Here is an 18,535-nt window from a genome sequence, read left to right as displayed (position 1 = left end):
ATTCAACAAGAAAAGTTGTGGCTTAGGTTACTTAGTTTTGCGTGAGATTTCGAGCAGCTCAGGATAGATTTTCACTCAGAATCATCCGGCTCAACATAATGTTTTTGCAGCGCGAGAATGGCGGCTTGAGTCCGATCTCGGACGTTCAGTTTGTGCAAAATGGCATGGATATGAACGCGGACAGTTCCCGGTGTAATGTAGAGTTCGTCAGCGATTTCGGGGTTCGATTTGCCAAGGGCGACAAGCTTGAGAATTTCCTGTTCGCGTTTGGTTAAGGGATTTTCGGATTGAGCGGGAGCTGGATGCTGGAATTGGGTTTGAATCATGCTGGTTGCGGTTTGATCCCACCAAGAAGCTCCAGAAGCCACCGATCGCAGGGCAAGAATCAGCTTTTCAGCGGGAATTCCTTTGAGACAATATCCGTGTGCGCCCGCACCAATTAGTCGAGCAATTAAACTTTGTTCTGAATGCGAAGTGAGAATCAAAATGGGCAAGTCAGGTATCGCGGCTTTGATTTGGCGACAGGCTTCGATGCCTCCGATTCCGGGCAGTCCGATATCGAGTAGAACCAGATCGATTTCCGATTGTTTGATCAGTTCGACTGCGGTTTCACCGTCTTCGGCTTCGGCGACGATATCGAGATCGGATTCTTGTTGGAGTCGCATTCGTAAACCCAGGCGAAACAGTTCATCGTCTTCAGCAAGGAGAAGTTTGATCGAGGGAGAGGGCATGAGGAAAACTATGACATGCGTTCGGGTGGAATGGCTGCTAGTCGAAAGGCAAACATCGCACCGTGTGGAGAAAGGTTTTCTGCCCAGATTGTACCGTGATGTGCTTCGATAATCTGCCGACTCAAATATAAGCCGAGTCCTGATCCGGTCGCTTGTCGATCGCTTTGTCCCTGATAAAATCGCTCGAATAAATGCGCCAAGACATCAGCGGGAATGCCGAATCCCGCATCAATCACTTTCACGGTTTGATAAGACGAATTCGAGTCAAGCACGATCGAGACTCGTTCTCCACGAGGTGAATGATTGATGCTGTTGGTGACTAAGTTTGTGAAAACTCGTTGAAGCTGTAAGCGATCGCCCTTCACCCATAGATCCTGTCGAAATTCAGAGTCTCCATATCTGACGTTGAGATAAACGCGGCGAGTCGTTGCCAATTCCCGCAGCATTAACAGCACTTCCTCTGCCAAATTTGCCAGATTAATAGGCTCTAGATTCAGTTGCAATCCTTCCGCATCGTTGCGATACACATCGAGCAGCATTTCAACCATTTTCAAGGTCGTTTGATGGCTGCGTTTCATTAAATTGAACACGGTCTTTTGTGCGGGTGTAATCGTGCCAAATTCAGCCCGATCGAGCGAATTCAAAGTCTCGATCGCGCCCAACAGGGGTGTTTTCAGATCGTGCGTTAGGGTTGAGATGAAATCTTCGCGCAGTCGGGCAAGTTGTTCTTGCGATCGCAGTTGACTCTGTTGTTGAAGCAATGCGGTTTGATACAGCCGATTGCGATCGCCTAAGATTCCCGTCACGATCAGGGCAATCACCGCGATCATTCGATTCGCGATCGTTGCCAGTGAACTGATTTCCCCGCTCGGAAACCAAAGATTTGCCAAAGTCAGAAGGGATGCGATCAGCGTAATGTAAAAGGTGGCACGACGGCTCAGTCGCGAACTCGCGATTAAGATAGCTCCGGTGTAGAGATACCCAAACACATAATTTGAGGGTGTGGTGTATTCGAGCAGAATCACGATTGCAAACAGCATCAAGATCAGCGATCGGGCAAAATTTGGGGCGGGCGGTTGGCGCATTGGTGTTCCCGTGGCAGTCTCTTCAGCCAAACTAGCCCAAAATCGACCAATTACACTCAGAATAAGGCAGGGATTGAAGCGTGAGAAATGTGTCAATTACTAGGAATGAATTGCAACGTGCCCACGGATATTTGCTTCTCGTTTGAGGGGTTTTCGGCGCGGGGCGGTCGAACCGATGAGCATCAAGACGGATGGGGCATTGCTTTTTTTGAAGGGGCGGGATGTCGATCGTTTATCGATATTCAAGCGGCGATCGCGTCTCCGGTGGCGGAACTGGTTCGCAAGTATCCGATTCATTCGACGCATGTGATCGCACACATTCGTAAAGCGACTTTTGGCAAAGTGGCATTAGAGAACTGTCACCCGTTTCAGCGAGAACTCTGGGGGCGGTATTGGGTGTTTGCTCACAATGGAGATTTGCCGAACTTTGAGCCAGAACCAGAAGGAATCTACCGCCCTGTGGGTCAGACCGATAGTGAACGAGCCTTTTGCTTGATATTGAATACAATGCGACAAGCATTTCCGATCGAGAAACCGAGTGCGGCTGAATTGTATCCGGTGTTGAAATCGGTGACTAGCGCGATCGCGAATTATGGCACGTTTAACTATTTATTTTCCGATGGTGAAACCTTTTTTGTGCATTGTTCGACAAAGCTTTGCTACATTGTGCGACAAGCTCCATTTGCAGCAGCGCATTTGATTGATGCAGATTTGACTGTGGATTTTCAAGAATTAACGACACCAAACGATCGAGTAGCAGTAATTGCGACAACACCCTTAACTGATAATGAAACTTGGACAACGATTGAGCCAGGAGAATTGTTAGCATTTCAAGATGGCTTACCTATGCGGTTTGGTTGAGAATGCTTGATTTATTGTTGATTGCAAGCGTCGGATTTTTGGGAAGCTTCGGGCACTGTTTGGGAATGTGTAGCCCTCTGACCGTGGCGTTTTCCTTGTCGCATCACAATCGCTCTAAGTGGCAGCAAGTTCGATTTAATGTTCTGCTGAATCTAGGGCGGATTCTCAGTTATGCGATCGTAGGAGCCGCGATCGGTGCTTTAGGTTCAGTTCTCATCGCAGGCGGACAGCTTGCCGGAATCGATAGCGGGTTGCGTCGAACCTTAGCGATCGTCACCGGATTGCTTTTAATCTGGTTTGGTCTATCGAACATTAATGCAAGCTGGCTACCGCGTGTTCCGATTTTGCATCCGATTCAGGGAAAATTGCACGATCGCTTTAGTGCGTGGATGGCGGAATTATCGCGATCGCACCATTGGGGAACGCCTGCTTTACTCGGAATGATCTGGGGTTTGATTCCCTGTGGATTTCTCTACACTGCACAGATTAAAGCAGCAGAAACCGGAAACACGGCACACGGCGCAATCACGATGTTGGCGTTTGGGTTGGGAACGGCTCCGATGATGATTAGTACGGGATTATTTGCGTCAGCATTGAGTCGCGATCGACGAAGCCAATTGTTCAAATTAGGCGGCTGGGTAACTTTGACGATCGGTCTTTTGACTTTGCTCAGAAGCAGCGATATGGTCGATTACACCGGACATGCTGCCCTGATTTGCCTGATGTTAGCGCTGATTGCGCGACCGATTAGCCGAATTTGGGCATCTCCGCTGCGGTATCGACGGGCATTAGGTGTGGGGGCGTTTGTCTTATCTGTGGCGCACATCGGACATTATCTCGATCACACGTTTAATTGGAATTTAGGCGCGATCGTCTTTCTGCTTCCCGCTCAACAATTTGGAATGTGGGCAGGAATTTCAGCATTTGGTTTGATGATTCCCGCAGCGTTGACCAGTTTTGATCAAGCGGTTTCTAAACTTGGTACGGTTTGGCGAAAAATTCATTTATTTAGTATTCCAGCTTTGATTCTTGCAGCAATTCATACAAGTTTTTCTGGATCGAATTACTTGGGTGAAATTAGTGTTGATTTTAATAATCGTTTTAGAGTGGGGATTCTTATTTTTCTGGTGATTAGCGTATTGTTAGTTCGATCGCGCTTTTTCTGGTCGCTGTTGTCGTTAGAAAAACTCTATGTTCCTGCTAAAAAATAGATCCTTCTATCTCATTCCGTTTTTGCTCATTGCCTCGCCTGTTCTGGCTCACAACGTCAAGACCGAAGGCAACGTCGCATCGACTTTTCACATCGAACCGAATCACAATCCGAAAGCTGGAGAACCTTCACAAGCTTGGTTTGCTCTGACCAAAGCAGGCGGCGAAGTCATTTCGCTCGATCGATGTAACTGTCAGCTCACCGTTAAATCAAACAATCAAACAATCAAACAACCCGAACTAAAAGCGATCTCAGCCGAACAATACAAGGGAATTCCGGGCGCAGAAATTACTTTCTCCAAAGCTGGAATCTACACGCTCGAAATTAGCGGCGCTCCCAAAGCTGAAAACGACTTTAACACCTTCAAATTCGCCTACGATGTCACCGTTCAGGGCGGAACCACTTCACAACCGAGTCCCGTCGCTCAAGTTCCCACCGCTACCCAACCTGAGCAGAATCAAGCTGGATGGATTTTACCGATCGCTTTCGGTGCGATCGCGCTCAGTGCTGGCGCTTGGATTGTAAAAAGAACCACGAAAAACTAACAGAATGGCGAAATCAGGTGAAAATGGGAGATGCGAAACATTCCCGATGAGCGACCATGATTGATTACGATGTCATTATTGTGGGTGGTGGACTAGCCGGATCGCGTGCCGCGCTAGAAATCGCCCGCGCGAATCCGAGTCTCAGTATCGCCGTTGTAGCAAAGACTCACCCCATTCGATCGCATTCTGTCGCCGCTCAAGGTGGCATGGCAGCATCGCTTAAAAACGTCGATGAAACCGATTCTTGGGAAGCCCACGCCTTCGATACCGTGAAAGGCTCAGACTATCTTGCGGATCAAGATGCAGTCGCCATTTTGACCCAAGAAGCGCCCGATGTCGTGATCGATCTCGAACACATGGGCGTATTATTCTCGCGCCTTCCTGATGGTCGAATTGCCCAACGCGCTTTCGGCGGACATTCGCACAATCGCACCTGTTACGCCGCAGACAAAACCGGACACGCGATTCTGCACGAACTAATCTGTAACTTGATGAAGTACGGAGTCAAGATCTACGAAGAATGGTACGTGATGCGTCTGATTCTCGAAGACGGACAGGCGAAAGGCGTTGTGATGTATCACTTGCTTGATGGACACATCGAAGTGGTACGCGCCAAAGCGGTGATGTTCGCAACAGGCGGATATGGGCGCGTTTATAACACCACTTCTAATGATTACGCCTCGACCGGTGACGGACTCGCGATGACTGCAATGGCAGGCTTACCGCTCGAAGATATGGAATTTGTGCAGTTTCATCCCACAGGCTTATATCCGGTCGGTGTGCTGATTTCGGAAGCCGTTCGAGGTGAGGGAGCGTATTTAATTAACAGCGAGGGAGAGCGATTTATGGAGCGGTATGCTCCGAGTCGAATGGAACTTGCACCGCGTGATATTACCTCTCGTGCGATCGTCTCCGAAATTCGAGCCGGACGCGGTATCAATCCCGATGGTAGTGCTGGCGGCAATCACGTCTACCTCGACCTGCGGCACATGGGCAAAGAAAAAATCATGAGCCGTGTTCCCTTCTGTTGGGAAGAAGCCCATCGCTTAGTGGGAGTCGATGCGGTCACTCAACCGATGCCCGTTCGTCCTACAGTGCATTACTGTATGGGCGGCATTCCAGTCAACACCGATGGACGAGTTCGAGCGGGAGCCGATGAGTTCGTCGATGGCTTCTTTGCAGCGGGTGAAACCTCTTGTGTCTCGGTGCATGGCGCGAATCGTTTGGGTAGTAATTCGCTGTTGGAATGTGTTGTGTACGGGCGGAGAACGGGAGCATCGATCGCGCAATATGTCCAAAATCGAAAACTCCCAGAATTAAATGCCGATCGCTATATCCAAGACGCGAAAGAACAAATCCAAGCGTTATTCGATCAACCCGGACAGTACCGCATCCAAGAAATTCGTCAAGCTTATCAAGACTGCATGACTGAACATTGTGGCGTGTTCCGTACCGAAGAAGTGATGCAAACAGGACTTGCTAAGCTGCGCGAATTGCAGCAGAAATATACTCAGGTTCGACTCGACGATCGCGGAACGAGTTGGAACACAGAACTAATTGAAGCATTGGAACTGCGATCGCTTTTTGTCGTCGGTGAAATGATTCTTTTTTCCGCGATCAACCGCAAAGAAAGCCGAGGGTCACATTTCCGAGAAGACTATGCCCAACGCGATGATGCTGCATTCCTAAAACATACCTTGGCATACTATTCTGCGGCTGGAATTGATATCAACTACATGCCTGTAATGATCAATCAATTTCAGCCTCAAGAGCGGAAGTACTAGCGTCCTGCCAACATGGAGCAAAAGATTACAATATGGAAATCACAACACGAATCGACCCAAACCACGCTGCAAAACTGACATTCATTCAGCAGCAAACTCAGCAGAATATTGCTGAAATTTTGGGACAAGCGATCGATCTGTATTACGAACAGCTAAAGCCTACCTCTACGAATGCCTTGCAAGCATTTGAAGATGCGGGATTAGTCGGTTTTATCGATGCTGATCCGACTGAACCCTATCAATCTGTTATTCAAGAGTATCTATCGCAGAAACATCAGCAAGGTCAGGCATGATCATCATTGATACAGGAGCCTTTCTTGCACTTTTTAATCAACGCGATCCAAATCACCAAGCGATTCAAACTGCATTACGCTCGATTCAAGAACCCCTGATTACAACCTATCCAGTGCTAACAGAAACCTGTTACTTTCTGCTTGCTCGTAGCAGTCAGACTACGCCAGTTCGCTTTCTTCGCCAAGTTGTAAACGGCACCATCCATGTTTTCAATTTAGAATCGACTCAACTAGATCGAATGATTACGCTCATGGAACGACGCTGATCTTCCAATGGATTTTGCTGATGCTTCCCTCGTTGTGTTAGCAGAGCATCTCGGACATGGACGAGTCCTGACAGTCGATCGACGTGATTTTTCAGTCTACCGATGGAATGATACACAATTCTTTGAAAACTTAATTCTGTGACTCAATCAACTTCACGGATTTTCTTGTCCCACGATTGCTGACCTCATTCAAAATGATCCACTAGACAGCATGAATCGCTAAAGCTTAATTCTCATACTTAAATCCAACCAGGTCGATCGCGTAATCGGCGCACTACTCGAAATGTAATCGACTCCCGTTTGGGCGATCGCTCTCAAAGTTTGCAAAGTCACATTTCCCGAAGCCTCGATCTTAATGCGATCGTTTGCAGTCCGAATCAACTGAACCGCGTCAATCATCAACTCTGGCAGCATATTATCGAGCATGATGATATCGGCTTTATGCTCGATCGCTTCTTTCACCATGTCTAAATTCTCGGTTTCGACTTCGATCGTTAACGGATAGGGAATCTGAGCGCGAATTTGGGCGATCGCATTCCCAATTCCCCCCGCTGCAACAATGTGATTGTCCTTAATCATCACCGCATCATCTAATCCCATTCGATGATTGATTGCGCCGCCGACCTGTGTTGCATACTTTTCTAGCAATCGCAATCCAGGCGTTGTCTTGCGCGTATCCACTAACTGAGCAGGCAAATCCTCGATCTTTTCCACATACTGCCGCGTCATCGTGGCAATTCCGCTCAGACGCATGGCTAAATTCAATGCAACTCTTTCGCCTGTGAGTAGCGCATCGTAAGCCCCTTGAATTTGTGCGATCGTTTGTCCTTTTTCAACTGCTTCCCCTTCCTTAACCAGCGGCGTAAATTCCGTAGCAGCATTGAGCAATTGAAACACTCTAGCCGCGATCGGTAATCCCGCAATCACGCCTGCTTCTTTCGCAATCCAAACCGCTTGACGAGTTCCCGGCGAAATCAACGCTTGCGTCGTGCGATCGCCCCGCCCAATATCTTCAAGCAGCCAATCTTGAAGTAAGCGATCGAGCAGTAGAAACGGTGGCAGTACAGCAGTCTTATTCACAATGTTCTAACCTAATTTGCTACGGTCGGTGTACAACGAGATTGTTAGACAGAAGGTAGGGTGCGTTACCTTTATGGGATAACACACCCTACCAATTACAACCGAAACATTGATAGCCGAAACATCATTGCTCGTTGGAAGTTCTTGTCTTTTGAATCATCTCTTGGATTGTTTCAGTTTCGCCAATTTCATAAAGACTGATTAAACCATTCTCAATGGTAAAGATTTGCTGAATGGTTACATCCACGAGCAAATTGCCTTGCAAATCCCTGACGATTTGATGAACGGTCACGACATTTCGATTGTTTTCATCCGTCTCGAATTTTAGGGTTTCAAGCTGCACTTGAATCACCTTGTATTGATTCGTCCAGTACTCGCGCACCGCGTCGCGCCCATAAACGAAACCGCCTTCTACCCCATTCGCCCATTTCACGTCTGGGTGCATCACCGAGATGATGGTTTCCAAATCGCCTTTATTGAAGGCTTCGTATAAATTTTGCAGAAACTGCTGATTTGAACTCATCGTTAATACTCCAGGTAATTTTTGTTGCAGCCAGTAATGCCACTTGGTTTGGTAGTTCAGGAATTCTGAATATCGATATGAGCCGTCTTTTGAGGCAGAAGAGGCTGTCTGTAAGGAATGGATGATCGCTGTCGTAGAGGTGAGTTGAGAGTCAATTGTCCGACGCACTGATCGATCGAAGATTGGAAGCCCGAATACAGGAATCGACGCAGAACCTGTCGATCGATGCTGAAGTCGGATTTGAGTGCCGCCTTCTACTGGAAATAGTGTCCATGTCACTCGTGACGCTGTATCTAAGAGATGCTCTTTCCAGCTATAAACTAGACGTTTTGGTGCTTCCACCTCTAGCACTTCGCAGTAAATTGTGACTTCTAACCCTGGTAGCGGACAACTCTGAAACCGAAACCGATGCCCCAAGCGAGCTTCAAAATCGTTGTTCATCATCCAGATACTCAGAGCACGGCGATCGGTCAACGCTTGCCAAACGCGCTCAGGTGGATGAGGATAAAACGTTTCCAGCACAATCTCCTGGCTCATGGTTGTTCCTCCAGATACTCTCCTAGAGCATCTAGTTTTGCTGTCCAAAACTGTTCATACTGGCTGACCCAGTCCGATACTGGCTTAAGAGACGCTGGATTGAGTCGGTAGATGCGCTGTCGTCCACGGCGTTGCTGGGTGACTAATCCCGCTTCGCACAAGACTTGCAAGTGTTGTGAAATGGCGGGTAAAGACATGGCAAAGGGTTCAGCAAGGTGCTTGACAGGCTGTTCACCTCGCTGCAAATGATCCAGAATCGCTCGACGAGTGGGATCGGCGATCGCATGAAAAATGTCGGTGCTGACGGTTGATCGACTCATAAAAACAATTAAGCAAATGCTTAACTGAAGGATACTTTAGCATTTGCTTAATTGTCAATGCAAAGTTCTTATTCACTTAGAAGCGCTTTGGCGATCGCTGCATCAATTTCATTGAGGCTCGATACAGCCACGGAAAATACTTGATCTGGCGCAATCAGTCGTAAGCCTAATCGGATAAAGACATCATCGCCTAACAACAATGGCTCTAACCGAGAAGTTCCGCCACCATGAAAGTAGAAAACAGGATGCCCGTTTGGGTCGCCGTACTCTGCGTAGGCTAATTGTCGATCGTCGGGCAGGGTGAGAAGATTCGTACTTTCCATAGCAGCGCTCTTGAATCTAAAACTGAATCTGATATCATCTCTTAGCTAATGACCTCAACAGATAACTTGCAGGCTAACGACCGCAATCCCTGGAACCCGTATCTTTTGCAACCAACCGATCAGATTGCCCTGTTCCGGTGATTGCGACCGTTATACGGCTGGCAGCGGAACTCGCTCTACTCGCTCAACACCGTCTCCCTTGCTCCTGAACTCAATGCAATATACGTCAGGATTTTGCAACCTCTCCCACTCCGCATACCCAATCTGTTCATCAAAGTGTTTGAGAATCAATGTCATTAAATTGCCGTGGGTGACGATGACAACAGGATGGGTCGTTTGCTGTATTGCCTGATGAACGACAGCAACACCTCGCATCATTGCTGTCCGACTTGACTCACCCCCTTCAAAACTCAGGTCTAAATCTATAAATGTCTTCGCCAAGCTTTCACGCCAGTCGTCTAATGGTACTGGACTCAACATACGCTCAACTAATCGTTCATCTGCCTCAACCGCTAATCCAAGACGTTCTGATAGCAGCGTAATAGATTGCAATGCTCTACTAAATGGGCTGGAGATAATGCGTTCAATCGGTACTTCACTCAGCCAATCGGCTAATGCGATCGCTTGTTGTTTGCCAATTTCAGTCAATGGTGCATCCGGTTCTTGCCCTGTTGCTTGGCAATGCCTTACAAGGTAAACAATTTGGTTCATAGACAATTGTTTCGCTTACTCAACTTAGAACACAAACAGATAATGTTGCTGGACTTCCACAACCGAAAAACGAAGCCCTACAACGGCGAAAGTGAGCGGTGGCGAAAGAACTGGAACATAGCGCGAAGACTCTGCGCTATGTTCCACTGCGTTGTTAGTTAGACTTCACCAACCCATTCCAATGTTGGCTTGCGTTGTGATTTTACACAGTCCTGTAAATACAAATTGATCAAGCTTTGGTAAGAAATCCCCGTTTCCTCAGCTAAACCCTTGAAGTAGTCAACGACCTCTTCTTCCAGTCGGATCGTAACTTGCTTCTTCAGCTTCTTGATATAGGGATTTTTCACAGATTGGGAGAAATCGTACTCATCTTTCATAAAAGAAACCCCTGGTATTGTTGTTGCTCTCGCTTAGTTGCCCTACGAGCAGAGAAGATCCGAATGGTTTCTTCATCTTCTTGGTACACATGGCAAACCACCAATAGAGTTAGCGAATCGCTCATGCCTAACAAAATGTATCGATCTTCCTCTGAAGAATGCTCTGCATCATAAAGCAAACGTGCATTCTCGTCGTAAAAGACAGTTTCTGCCTCACTAAACGAGATGCCATGCTTTTTCTCGTTTGATTGTGCTTTACGCTCACCCCATTCAAATCTCAACTCGTCTACACCTACAGTGTAAATACAATGTATATCATAATCAAGTTGGACACATTGGGGAGCAAAATGTTAAGCCCTTGCCAAGAGTCCAACTCAACATATCAACAACTAACAACTGATTCACTTAGACATTGCGATCGCACTTCCCCGACAATTTTTTGCCCATCTCCCAACAAGTGTGAAATAATAGATCTTCGTGTCTTCACACGTTTATCCCTCTTATTTGTTTGCGTCAAAACTATGGCAAAGAATAAAGGCGTAAGGCTGATCATTACGCTGGAATGTACCGAATGCCGCACCAACCCGGCAAAGCGTTCTAACGGAGTTTCTCGATATACCACCTCGAAAAACCGCCGGAACACCACCGCACGTCTAGAACTCAAAAAGTTCTGCACGCACTGCAACAGACACACTCCCCACAAAGAAATCAAATAATCTTTGTCAGCAAAAGCTGGTAAGTTTTTGCCCGTAGTTTCACACAACTACCGCCCATTGACCCTTTACCAAATACACTCATGACCTATTTTCGCCGTCGAGTTTCCCCGATTAAACCAGGTGATCCGATCGATTACAAAGATGTCGATCTGCTCCGCAAATTTATCACCGAGCGCGGTAAAATTCTGCCGCGTCGGATTACCGGACTAACTGCAAAACAGCAGCGTGATTTAACCGTCGCGATCAAACGTGCTCGTGTCATCGCTTTACTACCGTTCGTCAATCAAGAAGGCTAACCCCTTCAACGCTGTGGGGGTGCTAGTGTAGGGTGTGAGCAATCCTGGGCGAAAACCCCCGCCATTTGCTCTATTTTTCATCACCCATCGCACCCCGCAGACTTCAATGGAGAAGGGAACCCTCGTCGAATTTCGCATCAACGGAGAGCGCAGGCTTGCCGTCGCCGATCGTCCAGAAGGAAAAAGACACTGGATCGCGATCGACGACCGTTCTCAGTCGCACACCCTTCACCCCCGTCAAATCACCTACGAAGTCGCAAACGAGACGTTCAAACCGTCCGACATTCCAAACTTTTTCAAAGAAGTCAAACCCTTTCTTGATCCTTCGAGCTTAGAAGTTGCCTGGGAAATCCTGATCGAAGGCGGAGACAGCACCGACCCGAAAGAATTAGCGATGCTGCTGTTCTCGGATCAGAGTCCGGTGATGTGTTACGCCGCTTACTACTTATTGTCGGAAGATAAGCTTTACTTTAAGCAGAAAGGCGATCGCTATGAGCCAAGATCCGCGACGCAAGTGGCAGATCTCAAACATCAAATCGAGATGGAGGCTCAACGTCAGCGCGACTGGCAGAGCTTCTTAGAGCGAATCGAATCCGTGTTGCAGGGAAATTCAGTGGAATGGCAACCGAGCGATCGAACTCGACTGGATGCACTGGAGCGATTTGCTACTGTGGAAGAAGCGCCGACTCGATCAAGCGCGATCGAGATCCTTGCTGCTCTAAAACGCCCTGAAACGTCCCAAGCCGCTTTTCAGCTTCTCGTCGATCTGGGAATCTGGAGTCCACATGAAAATATGTTCCTGCGGCGTGCTCAGATTCCGATTCAATTCTCTAATAAGGTTCTGGAAGTGTCGCACCACCGTTTGGAATTCCCCCCCGAAGATCTCGATGTCAATCGCCTCGATTTGACGCACCTGAAGGTTTATACGATCGACGACGAAAGCACCCGCGAAATCGATGACGGTCTGAGCGTCGAAGTGCTACCCGACGGACGCGAGAAAATCTGGATTCATATCGCTGATCCCACTCGCTGGGTTGTTCCCGGTGACGAATTAGACCTTGATGCCCGCAAACGGATTACAACAATTTATCTACCGACCGGGATGATTCCCATGTTCCCGTCTGAGTTGGCAACGGGACCGATGAGCTTGAATCCGGGTAAAACTTGTTGTGCTTTAAGCTTCGCTGTAATTCTGACCGCAGAAGGCGCAGTCGAAGATTTCAGCATTCACGCGAGTTCGATTCGATCGACCTATCGCCTGACTTATGAAGATGTCGATGAAATGCTGCATTTAGGCGTTCAAGGTGAACCCGAAATCGAAGCGTTATCAAAGTGGGCAAAGCTTCGGACTGCATGGAGACAGTCTCAAGGAGCAATCAGCATTCATATGCCGGAGTCTTCGATTAAAGTAAAAAGCGATGGGGAAGTTACGATCGAAGTTCTCGATGATTCGCTTTCCCGTCAGTTAGTCGCTGAGATGATGATTCTAACGGGAGAAGTCGCCGCCCGTTACGCTCAAATCCACAATGTCCCGTTACCGTTTCGGGGTCAGCCACAACCCGAATTACCTTCCGATGAGGAACTCTTGCAGCTTCCAGCGGGACCTGTTCGATCGTGTGCGATTCGTCGCTGTATGCCTCGCAGTGAACTCACAATCACGCCTGCCCGTCACGCCAGTTTAGGACTCGACACTTACACTCAAGTCACTTCTCCGATTCGCCGCTACAGTGATTTAGTCGCTCACTTCCAAATCAAGGCGCACTTACGCGGCGATGTTCTACCTTTCTCAGTTGAGGAAGTCAAAGAACTAATGATCAATATTGGTCTAGCCGTCCAAGAAGCTGTCTTTGTCGAGCGTCAAACGAATCGCTACTGGAGTCTAGAGTACTTACGGCGACACTCAGGCGAAATTTGGGATGCGCTGATGTTGCGATGGTTGCGAGAACATGAAGGATTAGGCTTAGTGCTGCTCGAAGAATTGGGTTTAGAATTGCCGATGGTGTTTCAGCGGTTAGCACGTCCAGGCGATCAGTTACGCCTCAAAGTCAGCCTAGTCGATCCACGTCGAGACGAAATCCGCTTCCAAGAAGTCACTCAACAAGAAGCCCAGCAAGCAGTAGGGTAGATTTACGCTTAGATTTTTTTATCCTGCTGCTCGATTATTTAACCAGCGTTGAAGCGATCGCTGACTTTCTCCAGATGGCTGCCCAAGAATTAGATTTTTAATACTAATATCCTCATCCAATTGATTCCAATGGATTCCCTGTCCATCAGAAATAAAGCGCCAATCATTCCGCTCCTCGATTGAACCGTTCAGCAAGCGGGGATACCAGGCTAACGGAACAGAGATTGTACGCCCATCTGATAAATCAGCCGCTAAAGTATCCTCTGTGATGGTTACATTTTGAATCTTCGGAACTTCAAGAATTTCAATCGTTAAAGAAGTCATTCCAACCCTCCAGCAGTTGATCTTGATGTTCCTCAACCAGTTTCTGAATGCGATTCATCTCTGTACGGCTAAACCCTCTATTATTTTGAAGGCGGACTGGATCAAGCCAAAACTTAGCTTCATCTTTATCCCGTTCAACGTGCACATGAGGTGGCTCATCTCGATCGCCTGCATAGCAGAAAAACCGATAAGGACCAATATTTAGCAGTGTAGGCATTCACAAGCAATGGTGCGAGTTCTCAGACTATAGCTGACTCGCGATCGAGGAGCAACTGTGCGACTAAGCGTCGGTTAGCAGTTCTCACATTCACTTCAGCCGAGCTTATTCTGCAACATCCTTCAAGGTGTCTTTCAGAACAGTTCGCGCCGCTAAGTGATTTCGAGTCGAAGTCAAAATCTCAGCTTCTCGCTCTAATCGCGCTTGCGTATCCTGCAATTCCAAAAGTGATTGCTGCTCATCCGGCACGTTATGTAAGTTGCTGGCAATCCAGTACGAAAGCTCAGTCGGCAAGCTTGGAATTTCTTCAGGCAGTTCAATGTCTTGACCCGACAGCTTTTCCGAGAGCCGCACGACATCGTGTAAAAGCTGATTTACATCTTTCGCCAGCGGTCTTAAATCTTGCGTCGGCGGATGGTCTTCTATCCATTCCACCAAACCCACGCGATACGGCTTTTCGCGGGTGTATTCCAACACTCGAAAGCGTTGCTGTCCCAGCGTCAGAATCTTCATCCGATCGTCAGGCAATCGCTGAAACTGCACAATCTCCGCGCAGCATCCCACAGGTGCAGGCTGTCCTTTTGCTTGATCCCACATCAACACGCCAAATCGTCGATCGCCTTCTAAAATCGTGTTCATCATCATTCGATAACGAAACTCGAAGATGTGCAATGGCAAAGGACGACCTGGAAATAAAACGAGGTCAGGCAAAGGAAATAGGGGGAGTTCACGAACCGCGATCGATGAAGTCATTCTCTGAAAACGTTGAGGGTGCTTTCCTCTACTGTAACGGATCTACTGTTAAGACATGTAAGCAAATCCAAAAAATAAAGGATGCGATCGCACCCTTTAAAATCCTACAATTTGACTTCGATATCCACACCAGCGGGAAGATCAAGCTTCATCAGAGCATCGATCGTCTTAGAGGAAGGCTGATAGATATCAATCAAGCGATGATGGGTTCGAGTTTCAAAATGCTCACGCGAGTCTTTGTCAACGTGGGGAGAGCGCAGAACGCAATAGATCCGGCGGCGAGTCGGGAGCGGAATCGGACCGATCGCGGTGGCATTGGTGCGATTTGCAGTATCGACGATCTTTTCGCAAGACGTATCGAGTAAACGTCGATCGAAAGCTTTGAGGCGAATGCGAATTTTTTGCTGTTGAATCGTTGCCATATCAAGTTCCCAAGTTGTCAGTGGTTCGGTAAGGTGCGCTCTGTGCGCCAGTCACTTATTGTAGCGCTAAAACTGTTTTACTCTCGATCCGTTTGCGAAAACTATCGATCGAGTAGAGAACTTAATTTGAGACACCTGCTACCTCTGGAACGTGCAATCTCAATCGTAAGCGCAATGCAATCCAGTCACTTAATGCTTCACGCAGTTCTCGACGACAGCCTTCTAGTGTCTTATTTTGTGCCCAAACGCCTTGTAAACCGGGAATTTCTCCCCAGTATGTTCGATCGTCTTCAATAATTTCGTAGATGGCGATCTCCATCGCTTGATCAAAATAGTTCGCCAGCATTCAAACCTTGTCTAAGAAGATGTCTAGATTTTAACTGCATTTCTCCGGCAGTCGATCGAGGTGGAAGAAATCATGCGAACTACAATATCGATAGACCTTATCAAAGGAAATTACGATGTCCGAGATGATTCTTGATTCAGAACAATTGAAAGCCGTTTTGAAAAGCGCGATCGTCGAATTGCTCCACGAAAACCGTCAAGAAATTTCTGATCTTCTAGCCGAAATCATCGAAGATATTGCGATGGAAAGAGCGATCGAGGAAGGCGAAACAACTGACCTACAATACTAATAGACTCTGGTTTTGAAGCTTAACGAATATGACTTACCCCAAGCTAAGCGGTGAAGAGATTACCCAGAAAGGGAAAGCACTTTACGATCGACTTCGTTCCAAGATCGAGACACAAGAGAACATTGGCAAACTGGTCTCAATCAATGTCGAAACTGGTGATTATGAGATTGGAGATGATTTAATTGTTCTCAGTCGTCAATTACAAGCGAAACAGCCTGATGCACCAATCTGGGCGGGGCGAATTGGATTTAATGCGGTTTATGCGATCGGCGGAACGTTAATTAGGACGGTTTAGAGCGTGATTCATGGAACGGTGATTGGGCTACAAGCTCAGATGAATGTGATTCTTCGACTTCCAGGTTTAGAGCTTGAAGTTGAATGTGTCGTAGATACAGGATTCGAGGGGTTCTTAACTTTGCCGCCTGCGATGATCCGTGAGTTAAAGTTGCCCTACGTTGCTCGAATTGATGCAAATCTTGCGGATGACTCCAGTGTTGCAGCGTACGCTTATCTAATCAGGATTGTTTGGAATGGTGTAGAGCGGGAAGTTGCTGTGTTAGGCATTGGTCGCCGTCCCCTAATTGGAACTGCTCTACTTGAAGATTGTCATCTTGGCATTGATTTTTGCGACAGCGGTACAGCATTGTGGATGAAATTTTGTAGTGCATCTCATTGCTTACTCGGCATTTGAGACAAAGCAAAAAGGGTGCAGCACACAGCCATAATGGCTGGACCCGGAAATTTTATCAGTAACACAACTGCAATCACAAGCATGAAGAACGCCATATAAATTAGGCATCCAAGCATTTCACTATCAATCTGTTGATGATTGTTTGGGCTTGTATTCTTCACCTTAGGGGGTGACAACGCAGCTGAACCGTAGAGAAGATGCCGGATAGCAGTATCGAGAGACAGAAAAAATGAGGTGATTCCAATTGTTTCACCTCATCGATCTAAAATATGTTGCCCTCATTCTATCAAACCTGTTTACAATCGCAATTAACCCAGACGCAATTTGTGACGCTAGAAATCTTGGTCGAACTGTTGCACAAAGAGCGCAGAATTACGATTGAACGCTTAGCCACTCTATTTCCGCAACCGATTCTATTTGAGAGCAGACGACGAAACATTCAACGATTCTTGAGCTTGCCGCAACTGACTCCGCAAGCGATCTGGTTTCCGATTGTCAAGCAGTGGGTCAAGCGACATCATCCCCGGAGCAAACCACTTCATCTGGTGATTGACCGTACCCAATGGCAAGACCATAACTTGATCATGGTGAGTCTTGTGTACAATAAGCGAGCGATTCCATTGCACTGGATGTGGCTGAACAAGCAAGGACAGAGTTCACTTGTTGAACAACGAAGAGTGTTACGCCCTGTGTTTCATCTGTTGAAAAAGCATCGCTTCATTCTGCTCGGAGACCGTGAGTTTCACAGCATTGAACTGGCGGCTTGGTGTGTAGAAAAGCGAGTCAAATTCGTGTTCCGTTTACCGAAGAGTACGACCGTCAAACCAGACGACAGCAGCAGGTTTACGCGCCTTGATGACTTGCCGCAAACGCCCGGAATCACCGAGCAATATCTGCAAATTCAAGTGACGCAAAATCGCGGGTTCGGCAAGCACAATTTAGTCTTGCGCCAAAAGCGTGCCTACCGTCAATCGAGTTCGGATGCTTGGTATCTTCTGACTAATCTCGTCGATGCCGAACAAACGCTCAACGCTTATGCCACTCGCTTCTCGATTGAACCCCTGTTCAAAGACTACAAATCCGGCGGCTATCACCTCGAAGATTGTCATGCCGATTTCGGGCGTTTTACTGCCCTGCTGGTCCTGATTGCCATTGCCTACTCGATCTCGACCCTACAAGGGCGGCGCATTCGCAAAAAACAAGTGCAGCGTTACGTCGCTCGTGTGACTGAGCCAAAGCGGACAACAAAGCGTCACAGTGCTTTCTGGATTGGCTTGTATGGCAAGTTATGGATTGAACCCTTGAATTTGTGGTCAACCTTGGCAGGTCAACTGATGGCACTCAAGCCGCAAAAACGCCTTTTCTTTCAGCGAGGTCTCAACGCCATTTCCCTGATTCAGTCTGCTCTCTAGCTTCGTTGTCACCCCTTAAGATTCTTCACTTCTTGGTAGTGTTTCTGAGTTAAAGAGTGTTGCCTGTATTGCATCAGAAAATCATGAGCTGCATTTATTTCTTTAAGCTTTTCTTGTGCTTTTTGTTGTAGTTGAGGATTATGTGCAAATCGGTCAGGATGCCAAACTTGAACTAACTCTTTATAACTTCGTTTGATTTCGTCACGGGATGCGCCTGGCTTAAGTTCTAGAATTGCGTAACACCTGTTGGCATCTAGCATGATTACAGTTCTCAGGTTCTTGGCTTTACCTAAGAATT

General features: G+C 47.4%; 29 protein-coding genes. 14 read left to right on the top strand and 15 right to left on the bottom strand.

Annotation, left to right across the window (positions count from 1 at the left end):
- Positions 1–71 precede the first annotated feature (71 nt).
- Both NIES2104_RS20055 and NIES2104_RS20050 read right to left on the bottom strand, forming a co-directional pair.
- Positions 72–731 carry a response regulator transcription factor gene (locus tag NIES2104_RS20055; protein WP_059000017.1) on the bottom strand — a complete coding sequence of 220 codons (660 nt, stop codon included), beginning with the start codon at positions 729–731 and terminating at the stop codon, positions 72–74.
- An 8-nt stretch (positions 732–739) separates the two neighbouring features.
- Positions 740–1,816 (bottom strand): sensor histidine kinase KdpD, encoded by a 1,077-nt coding sequence (locus NIES2104_RS20050; protein ID WP_059000016.1) that lies wholly within the window; start codon positions 1,814–1,816, stop codon positions 740–742.
- 87 nt (positions 1,817–1,903) lie between these two features.
- On the opposite strand from NIES2104_RS20050, the gene NIES2104_RS20045 reads away from it, so the two are divergent.
- From NIES2104_RS20045 to NIES2104_RS33515, 7 genes are read left to right on the top strand one after another with little or no spacing between them, the layout of a single operon-like run.
- Complete coding sequence (locus NIES2104_RS20045) at positions 1,904–2,677, top strand: class II glutamine amidotransferase (protein ID WP_059000015.1); 774 nt, start codon at positions 1,904–1,906, stop codon at positions 2,675–2,677.
- A 2-nt stretch (positions 2,678–2,679) separates the two neighbouring features.
- Entirely contained in the window at positions 2,680–3,888 is a 1,209-nt protein-coding gene (locus NIES2104_RS20040) for a sulfite exporter TauE/SafE family protein (RefSeq protein WP_059000014.1), read from the top strand.
- A gap of 22 nt (positions 3,889–3,910) precedes the next feature.
- The gene (locus NIES2104_RS20035) at positions 3,911–4,432 is read left to right on the top strand and encodes a hypothetical protein (RefSeq protein ID WP_225895267.1); all 522 of its coding nucleotides are present in this window, start codon (positions 3,911–3,913) and stop codon (positions 4,430–4,432) included.
- A gap of 56 nt (positions 4,433–4,488) precedes the next feature.
- Entirely contained in the window at positions 4,489–6,216 is a 1,728-nt protein-coding gene (locus NIES2104_RS20030) for a succinate dehydrogenase/fumarate reductase flavoprotein subunit (protein WP_059000012.1), read from the top strand.
- A gap of 32 nt (positions 6,217–6,248) precedes the next feature.
- Positions 6,249–6,509, top strand: a complete 261-nt coding sequence (locus NIES2104_RS20025) for a hypothetical protein (protein WP_059000011.1) — start codon at positions 6,249–6,251, stop codon at positions 6,507–6,509.
- The gene (locus tag NIES2104_RS20020; protein ID WP_263970998.1) at positions 6,506–6,775 is read left to right on the top strand and encodes a type II toxin-antitoxin system VapC family toxin; all 270 of its coding nucleotides are present in this window, start codon (positions 6,506–6,508) and stop codon (positions 6,773–6,775) included. Before NIES2104_RS20025 ends, NIES2104_RS20020 begins: the two co-directional genes overlap by 4 nt.
- A 7-nt stretch (positions 6,776–6,782) precedes the next feature.
- The gene (locus tag NIES2104_RS33515) at positions 6,783–6,917 is read left to right on the top strand and encodes a hypothetical protein (RefSeq protein WP_263970997.1); all 135 of its coding nucleotides are present in this window, start codon (positions 6,783–6,785) and stop codon (positions 6,915–6,917) included.
- A gap of 77 nt (positions 6,918–6,994) precedes the next feature.
- On the opposite strand, the gene nadC is transcribed toward NIES2104_RS33515, so the two are convergent.
- From nadC to NIES2104_RS19985, 7 genes are all read right to left on the bottom strand, one after another.
- Positions 6,995–7,855 (bottom strand): carboxylating nicotinate-nucleotide diphosphorylase, encoded by an 861-nt coding sequence (nadC, locus tag NIES2104_RS20015; RefSeq protein ID WP_202815097.1) that lies wholly within the window; start codon positions 7,853–7,855, stop codon positions 6,995–6,997.
- 124 nt (positions 7,856–7,979) lie between these two features.
- Complete coding sequence (locus NIES2104_RS31330) at positions 7,980–8,915, bottom strand: SRPBCC domain-containing protein (RefSeq protein ID WP_082690040.1); 936 nt, start codon at positions 8,913–8,915, stop codon at positions 7,980–7,982.
- On the bottom strand, positions 8,912–9,235 hold the full coding sequence (locus NIES2104_RS20005; protein WP_059000009.1) for a helix-turn-helix transcriptional regulator: 324 nt from the start codon (positions 9,233–9,235) through the stop codon (positions 8,912–8,914). Before NIES2104_RS20005 ends, NIES2104_RS31330 begins: the two co-directional genes overlap by 4 nt.
- A gap of 68 nt (positions 9,236–9,303) precedes the next feature.
- Positions 9,304–9,558: a hypothetical protein gene (locus NIES2104_RS33510; protein ID WP_059000008.1), complete on the bottom strand. Its 255-nt coding sequence runs from the start codon at positions 9,556–9,558 to the stop codon at positions 9,304–9,306.
- Positions 9,559–9,708: 150 nt separating this feature from the next.
- A complete protein-coding gene (locus NIES2104_RS19995) occupies positions 9,709–10,269 on the bottom strand; it encodes a histidine phosphatase family protein (protein WP_059000007.1) in 561 nt (186 codons plus the stop codon).
- 158 nt (positions 10,270–10,427) lie between these two features.
- The gene (locus NIES2104_RS19990) at positions 10,428–10,646 is read right to left on the bottom strand and encodes a BrnA antitoxin family protein (protein WP_059000006.1); all 219 of its coding nucleotides are present in this window, start codon (positions 10,644–10,646) and stop codon (positions 10,428–10,430) included.
- Positions 10,643–10,927 (bottom strand): BrnT family toxin, encoded by a 285-nt coding sequence (locus NIES2104_RS19985; RefSeq protein WP_202815096.1) that lies wholly within the window; start codon positions 10,925–10,927, stop codon positions 10,643–10,645. Before NIES2104_RS19985 ends, NIES2104_RS19990 begins: the two co-directional genes overlap by 4 nt.
- A 240-nt stretch (positions 10,928–11,167) precedes the next feature.
- On the opposite strand from NIES2104_RS19985, the gene rpmG reads away from it, so the two are divergent.
- From rpmG to NIES2104_RS19975, 3 genes are all read left to right on the top strand, one after another.
- Entirely contained in the window at positions 11,168–11,362 is a 195-nt protein-coding gene (gene rpmG / locus NIES2104_RS30930; protein ID WP_072218104.1) for a 50S ribosomal protein L33, read from the top strand.
- Positions 11,363–11,442: 80 nt separating this feature from the next.
- A complete protein-coding gene (gene rpsR, locus NIES2104_RS19980; RefSeq protein WP_059000004.1) occupies positions 11,443–11,658 on the top strand; it encodes a 30S ribosomal protein S18 in 216 nt (71 codons plus the stop codon).
- 106 nt (positions 11,659–11,764) lie between these two features.
- Positions 11,765–13,783 (top strand): ribonuclease catalytic domain-containing protein, encoded by a 2,019-nt coding sequence (locus tag NIES2104_RS19975; protein ID WP_059000003.1) that lies wholly within the window; start codon positions 11,765–11,767, stop codon positions 13,781–13,783.
- 18 nt (positions 13,784–13,801) lie between these two features.
- On the opposite strand, the gene NIES2104_RS19970 is transcribed toward NIES2104_RS19975, so the two are convergent.
- The 5 genes from NIES2104_RS19970 to NIES2104_RS19950 form a co-directional block, all read right to left on the bottom strand.
- Positions 13,802–14,107 (bottom strand): DUF2442 domain-containing protein, encoded by a 306-nt coding sequence (locus NIES2104_RS19970; protein ID WP_059000002.1) that lies wholly within the window; start codon positions 14,105–14,107, stop codon positions 13,802–13,804.
- A complete protein-coding gene (locus NIES2104_RS19965; RefSeq protein ID WP_059000001.1) occupies positions 14,088–14,324 on the bottom strand; it encodes a DUF4160 domain-containing protein in 237 nt (78 codons plus the stop codon). The genes NIES2104_RS19970 and NIES2104_RS19965 overlap by 20 nt, the downstream gene beginning before the upstream one ends.
- 105 nt (positions 14,325–14,429) lie before the next feature.
- Positions 14,430–15,077, bottom strand: a complete 648-nt coding sequence (locus tag NIES2104_RS19960) for an LON peptidase substrate-binding domain-containing protein (RefSeq protein ID WP_059000000.1) — start codon at positions 15,075–15,077, stop codon at positions 14,430–14,432.
- A 104-nt stretch (positions 15,078–15,181) separates the two neighbouring features.
- Entirely contained in the window at positions 15,182–15,490 is a 309-nt protein-coding gene (gene rpsJ / locus NIES2104_RS19955; protein WP_239741349.1) for a 30S ribosomal protein S10, read from the bottom strand.
- A 130-nt stretch (positions 15,491–15,620) separates the two neighbouring features.
- The gene (locus tag NIES2104_RS19950) at positions 15,621–15,845 is read right to left on the bottom strand and encodes a type II toxin-antitoxin system HicB family antitoxin (protein WP_058999999.1); all 225 of its coding nucleotides are present in this window, start codon (positions 15,843–15,845) and stop codon (positions 15,621–15,623) included.
- Positions 15,846–15,960: 115 nt separating this feature from the next.
- On the opposite strand from NIES2104_RS19950, the gene NIES2104_RS32445 reads away from it, so the two are divergent.
- The 4 genes from NIES2104_RS32445 to NIES2104_RS19935 all read left to right on the top strand — a co-directional run bounded on the left by NIES2104_RS32445 (position 15,961) and on the right by NIES2104_RS19935 (position 18,237).
- Positions 15,961–16,134, top strand: coding sequence for a hypothetical protein (locus tag NIES2104_RS32445; RefSeq protein WP_192843610.1), 174 nt, complete (start codon positions 15,961–15,963; stop codon positions 16,132–16,134).
- A gap of 28 nt (positions 16,135–16,162) precedes the next feature.
- Complete coding sequence (locus NIES2104_RS19945) at positions 16,163–16,429, top strand: hypothetical protein (RefSeq protein ID WP_058999998.1); 267 nt, start codon at positions 16,163–16,165, stop codon at positions 16,427–16,429.
- 3 nt (positions 16,430–16,432) lie between these two features.
- On the top strand, positions 16,433–16,825 hold the full coding sequence (locus tag NIES2104_RS19940; RefSeq protein WP_058999997.1) for a clan AA aspartic protease: 393 nt from the start codon (positions 16,433–16,435) through the stop codon (positions 16,823–16,825).
- Positions 16,826–17,094: 269 nt separating this feature from the next.
- Entirely contained in the window at positions 17,095–18,237 is a 1,143-nt protein-coding gene (locus NIES2104_RS19935) for an IS4 family transposase (RefSeq protein WP_058995868.1), read from the top strand.
- An 8-nt stretch (positions 18,238–18,245) separates the two neighbouring features.
- Here the strand turns inward: NIES2104_RS19935 and NIES2104_RS19930 are convergent, their stop codons facing one another.
- Positions 18,246–18,497, bottom strand: coding sequence for a DnaJ domain-containing protein (locus tag NIES2104_RS19930; protein WP_058999996.1), 252 nt, complete (start codon positions 18,495–18,497; stop codon positions 18,246–18,248).
- Positions 18,498–18,535 lie beyond the last annotated feature (38 nt).

Origin of the sequence: Leptolyngbya sp. NIES-2104, from assembly GCF_001485215.1 — a bacterium.
GTDB lineage: Bacteria > Cyanobacteriota > Cyanobacteriia > Leptolyngbyales > Leptolyngbyaceae > Leptolyngbya.
Note: the sequence above shows the minus strand (reverse complement) of the source record. Positions and strands in the feature narration are given on the sequence as shown.

What these genes read in the sequence shown, in the direction of transcription:
- NIES2104_RS20055 (WP_059000017.1), bottom strand. Translation starts at nt 731, where the DNA reads ATGCCCTCTCCCTCGATCAAACTTCTCCTTGCTGAAGACGATGAACTG.
- NIES2104_RS20050 (WP_059000016.1), bottom strand. Translation starts at nt 1,816, where the DNA reads ATGCGCCAACCGCCCGCCCCAAATTTTGCCCGATCGCTGATCTTGATG.
- NIES2104_RS20045 (WP_059000015.1), top strand. Translation starts at nt 1,904, where the DNA reads ATGTGTCAATTACTAGGAATGAATTGCAACGTGCCCACGGATATTTGC.
- NIES2104_RS20040 (WP_059000014.1), top strand. Translation starts at nt 2,680, where the DNA reads ATGCTTGATTTATTGTTGATTGCAAGCGTCGGATTTTTGGGAAGCTTC.
- NIES2104_RS20030 (WP_059000012.1), top strand. Translation starts at nt 4,489, where the DNA reads ATGATTGATTACGATGTCATTATTGTGGGTGGTGGACTAGCCGGATCG.
- NIES2104_RS20025 (WP_059000011.1), top strand. Translation starts at nt 6,249, where the DNA reads ATGGAAATCACAACACGAATCGACCCAAACCACGCTGCAAAACTGACA.
- NIES2104_RS20020 (WP_263970998.1), top strand. Translation starts at nt 6,506, where the DNA reads ATGATCATCATTGATACAGGAGCCTTTCTTGCACTTTTTAATCAACGC.
- NIES2104_RS33515 (WP_263970997.1), top strand. Translation starts at nt 6,783, where the DNA reads ATGGATTTTGCTGATGCTTCCCTCGTTGTGTTAGCAGAGCATCTCGGA.
- NIES2104_RS31330 (WP_082690040.1), bottom strand. Translation starts at nt 8,915, where the DNA reads ATGAGCCAGGAGATTGTGCTGGAAACGTTTTATCCTCATCCACCTGAG.
- NIES2104_RS20005 (WP_059000009.1), bottom strand. Translation starts at nt 9,235, where the DNA reads ATGAGTCGATCAACCGTCAGCACCGACATTTTTCATGCGATCGCCGAT.
- NIES2104_RS33510 (WP_059000008.1), bottom strand. Translation starts at nt 9,558, where the DNA reads ATGGAAAGTACGAATCTTCTCACCCTGCCCGACGATCGACAATTAGCC.
- NIES2104_RS19995 (WP_059000007.1), bottom strand. Translation starts at nt 10,269, where the DNA reads ATGAACCAAATTGTTTACCTTGTAAGGCATTGCCAAGCAACAGGGCAA.
- NIES2104_RS19990 (WP_059000006.1), bottom strand. Translation starts at nt 10,646, where the DNA reads ATGAAAGATGAGTACGATTTCTCCCAATCTGTGAAAAATCCCTATATC.
- rpmG (WP_072218104.1), top strand. Translation starts at nt 11,168, where the DNA reads ATGGCAAAGAATAAAGGCGTAAGGCTGATCATTACGCTGGAATGTACC.
- rpsR (WP_059000004.1), top strand. Translation starts at nt 11,443, where the DNA reads ATGACCTATTTTCGCCGTCGAGTTTCCCCGATTAAACCAGGTGATCCG.
- NIES2104_RS19975 (WP_059000003.1), top strand. Translation starts at nt 11,765, where the DNA reads ATGGAGAAGGGAACCCTCGTCGAATTTCGCATCAACGGAGAGCGCAGG.
- NIES2104_RS19970 (WP_059000002.1), bottom strand. Translation starts at nt 14,107, where the DNA reads ATGACTTCTTTAACGATTGAAATTCTTGAAGTTCCGAAGATTCAAAAT.
- NIES2104_RS19965 (WP_059000001.1), bottom strand. Translation starts at nt 14,324, where the DNA reads ATGCCTACACTGCTAAATATTGGTCCTTATCGGTTTTTCTGCTATGCA.
- NIES2104_RS19960 (WP_059000000.1), bottom strand. Translation starts at nt 15,077, where the DNA reads ATGACTTCATCGATCGCGGTTCGTGAACTCCCCCTATTTCCTTTGCCT.
- NIES2104_RS19950 (WP_058999999.1), bottom strand. Translation starts at nt 15,845, where the DNA reads ATGCTGGCGAACTATTTTGATCAAGCGATGGAGATCGCCATCTACGAA.
- NIES2104_RS32445 (WP_192843610.1), top strand. Translation starts at nt 15,961, where the DNA reads ATGTCCGAGATGATTCTTGATTCAGAACAATTGAAAGCCGTTTTGAAA.
- NIES2104_RS19945 (WP_058999998.1), top strand. Translation starts at nt 16,163, where the DNA reads ATGACTTACCCCAAGCTAAGCGGTGAAGAGATTACCCAGAAAGGGAAA.
- NIES2104_RS19935 (WP_058995868.1), top strand. Translation starts at nt 17,095, where the DNA reads ATGTTGCCCTCATTCTATCAAACCTGTTTACAATCGCAATTAACCCAG.
- NIES2104_RS19930 (WP_058999996.1), bottom strand. Translation starts at nt 18,497, where the DNA reads ATGCTAGATGCCAACAGGTGTTACGCAATTCTAGAACTTAAGCCAGGC.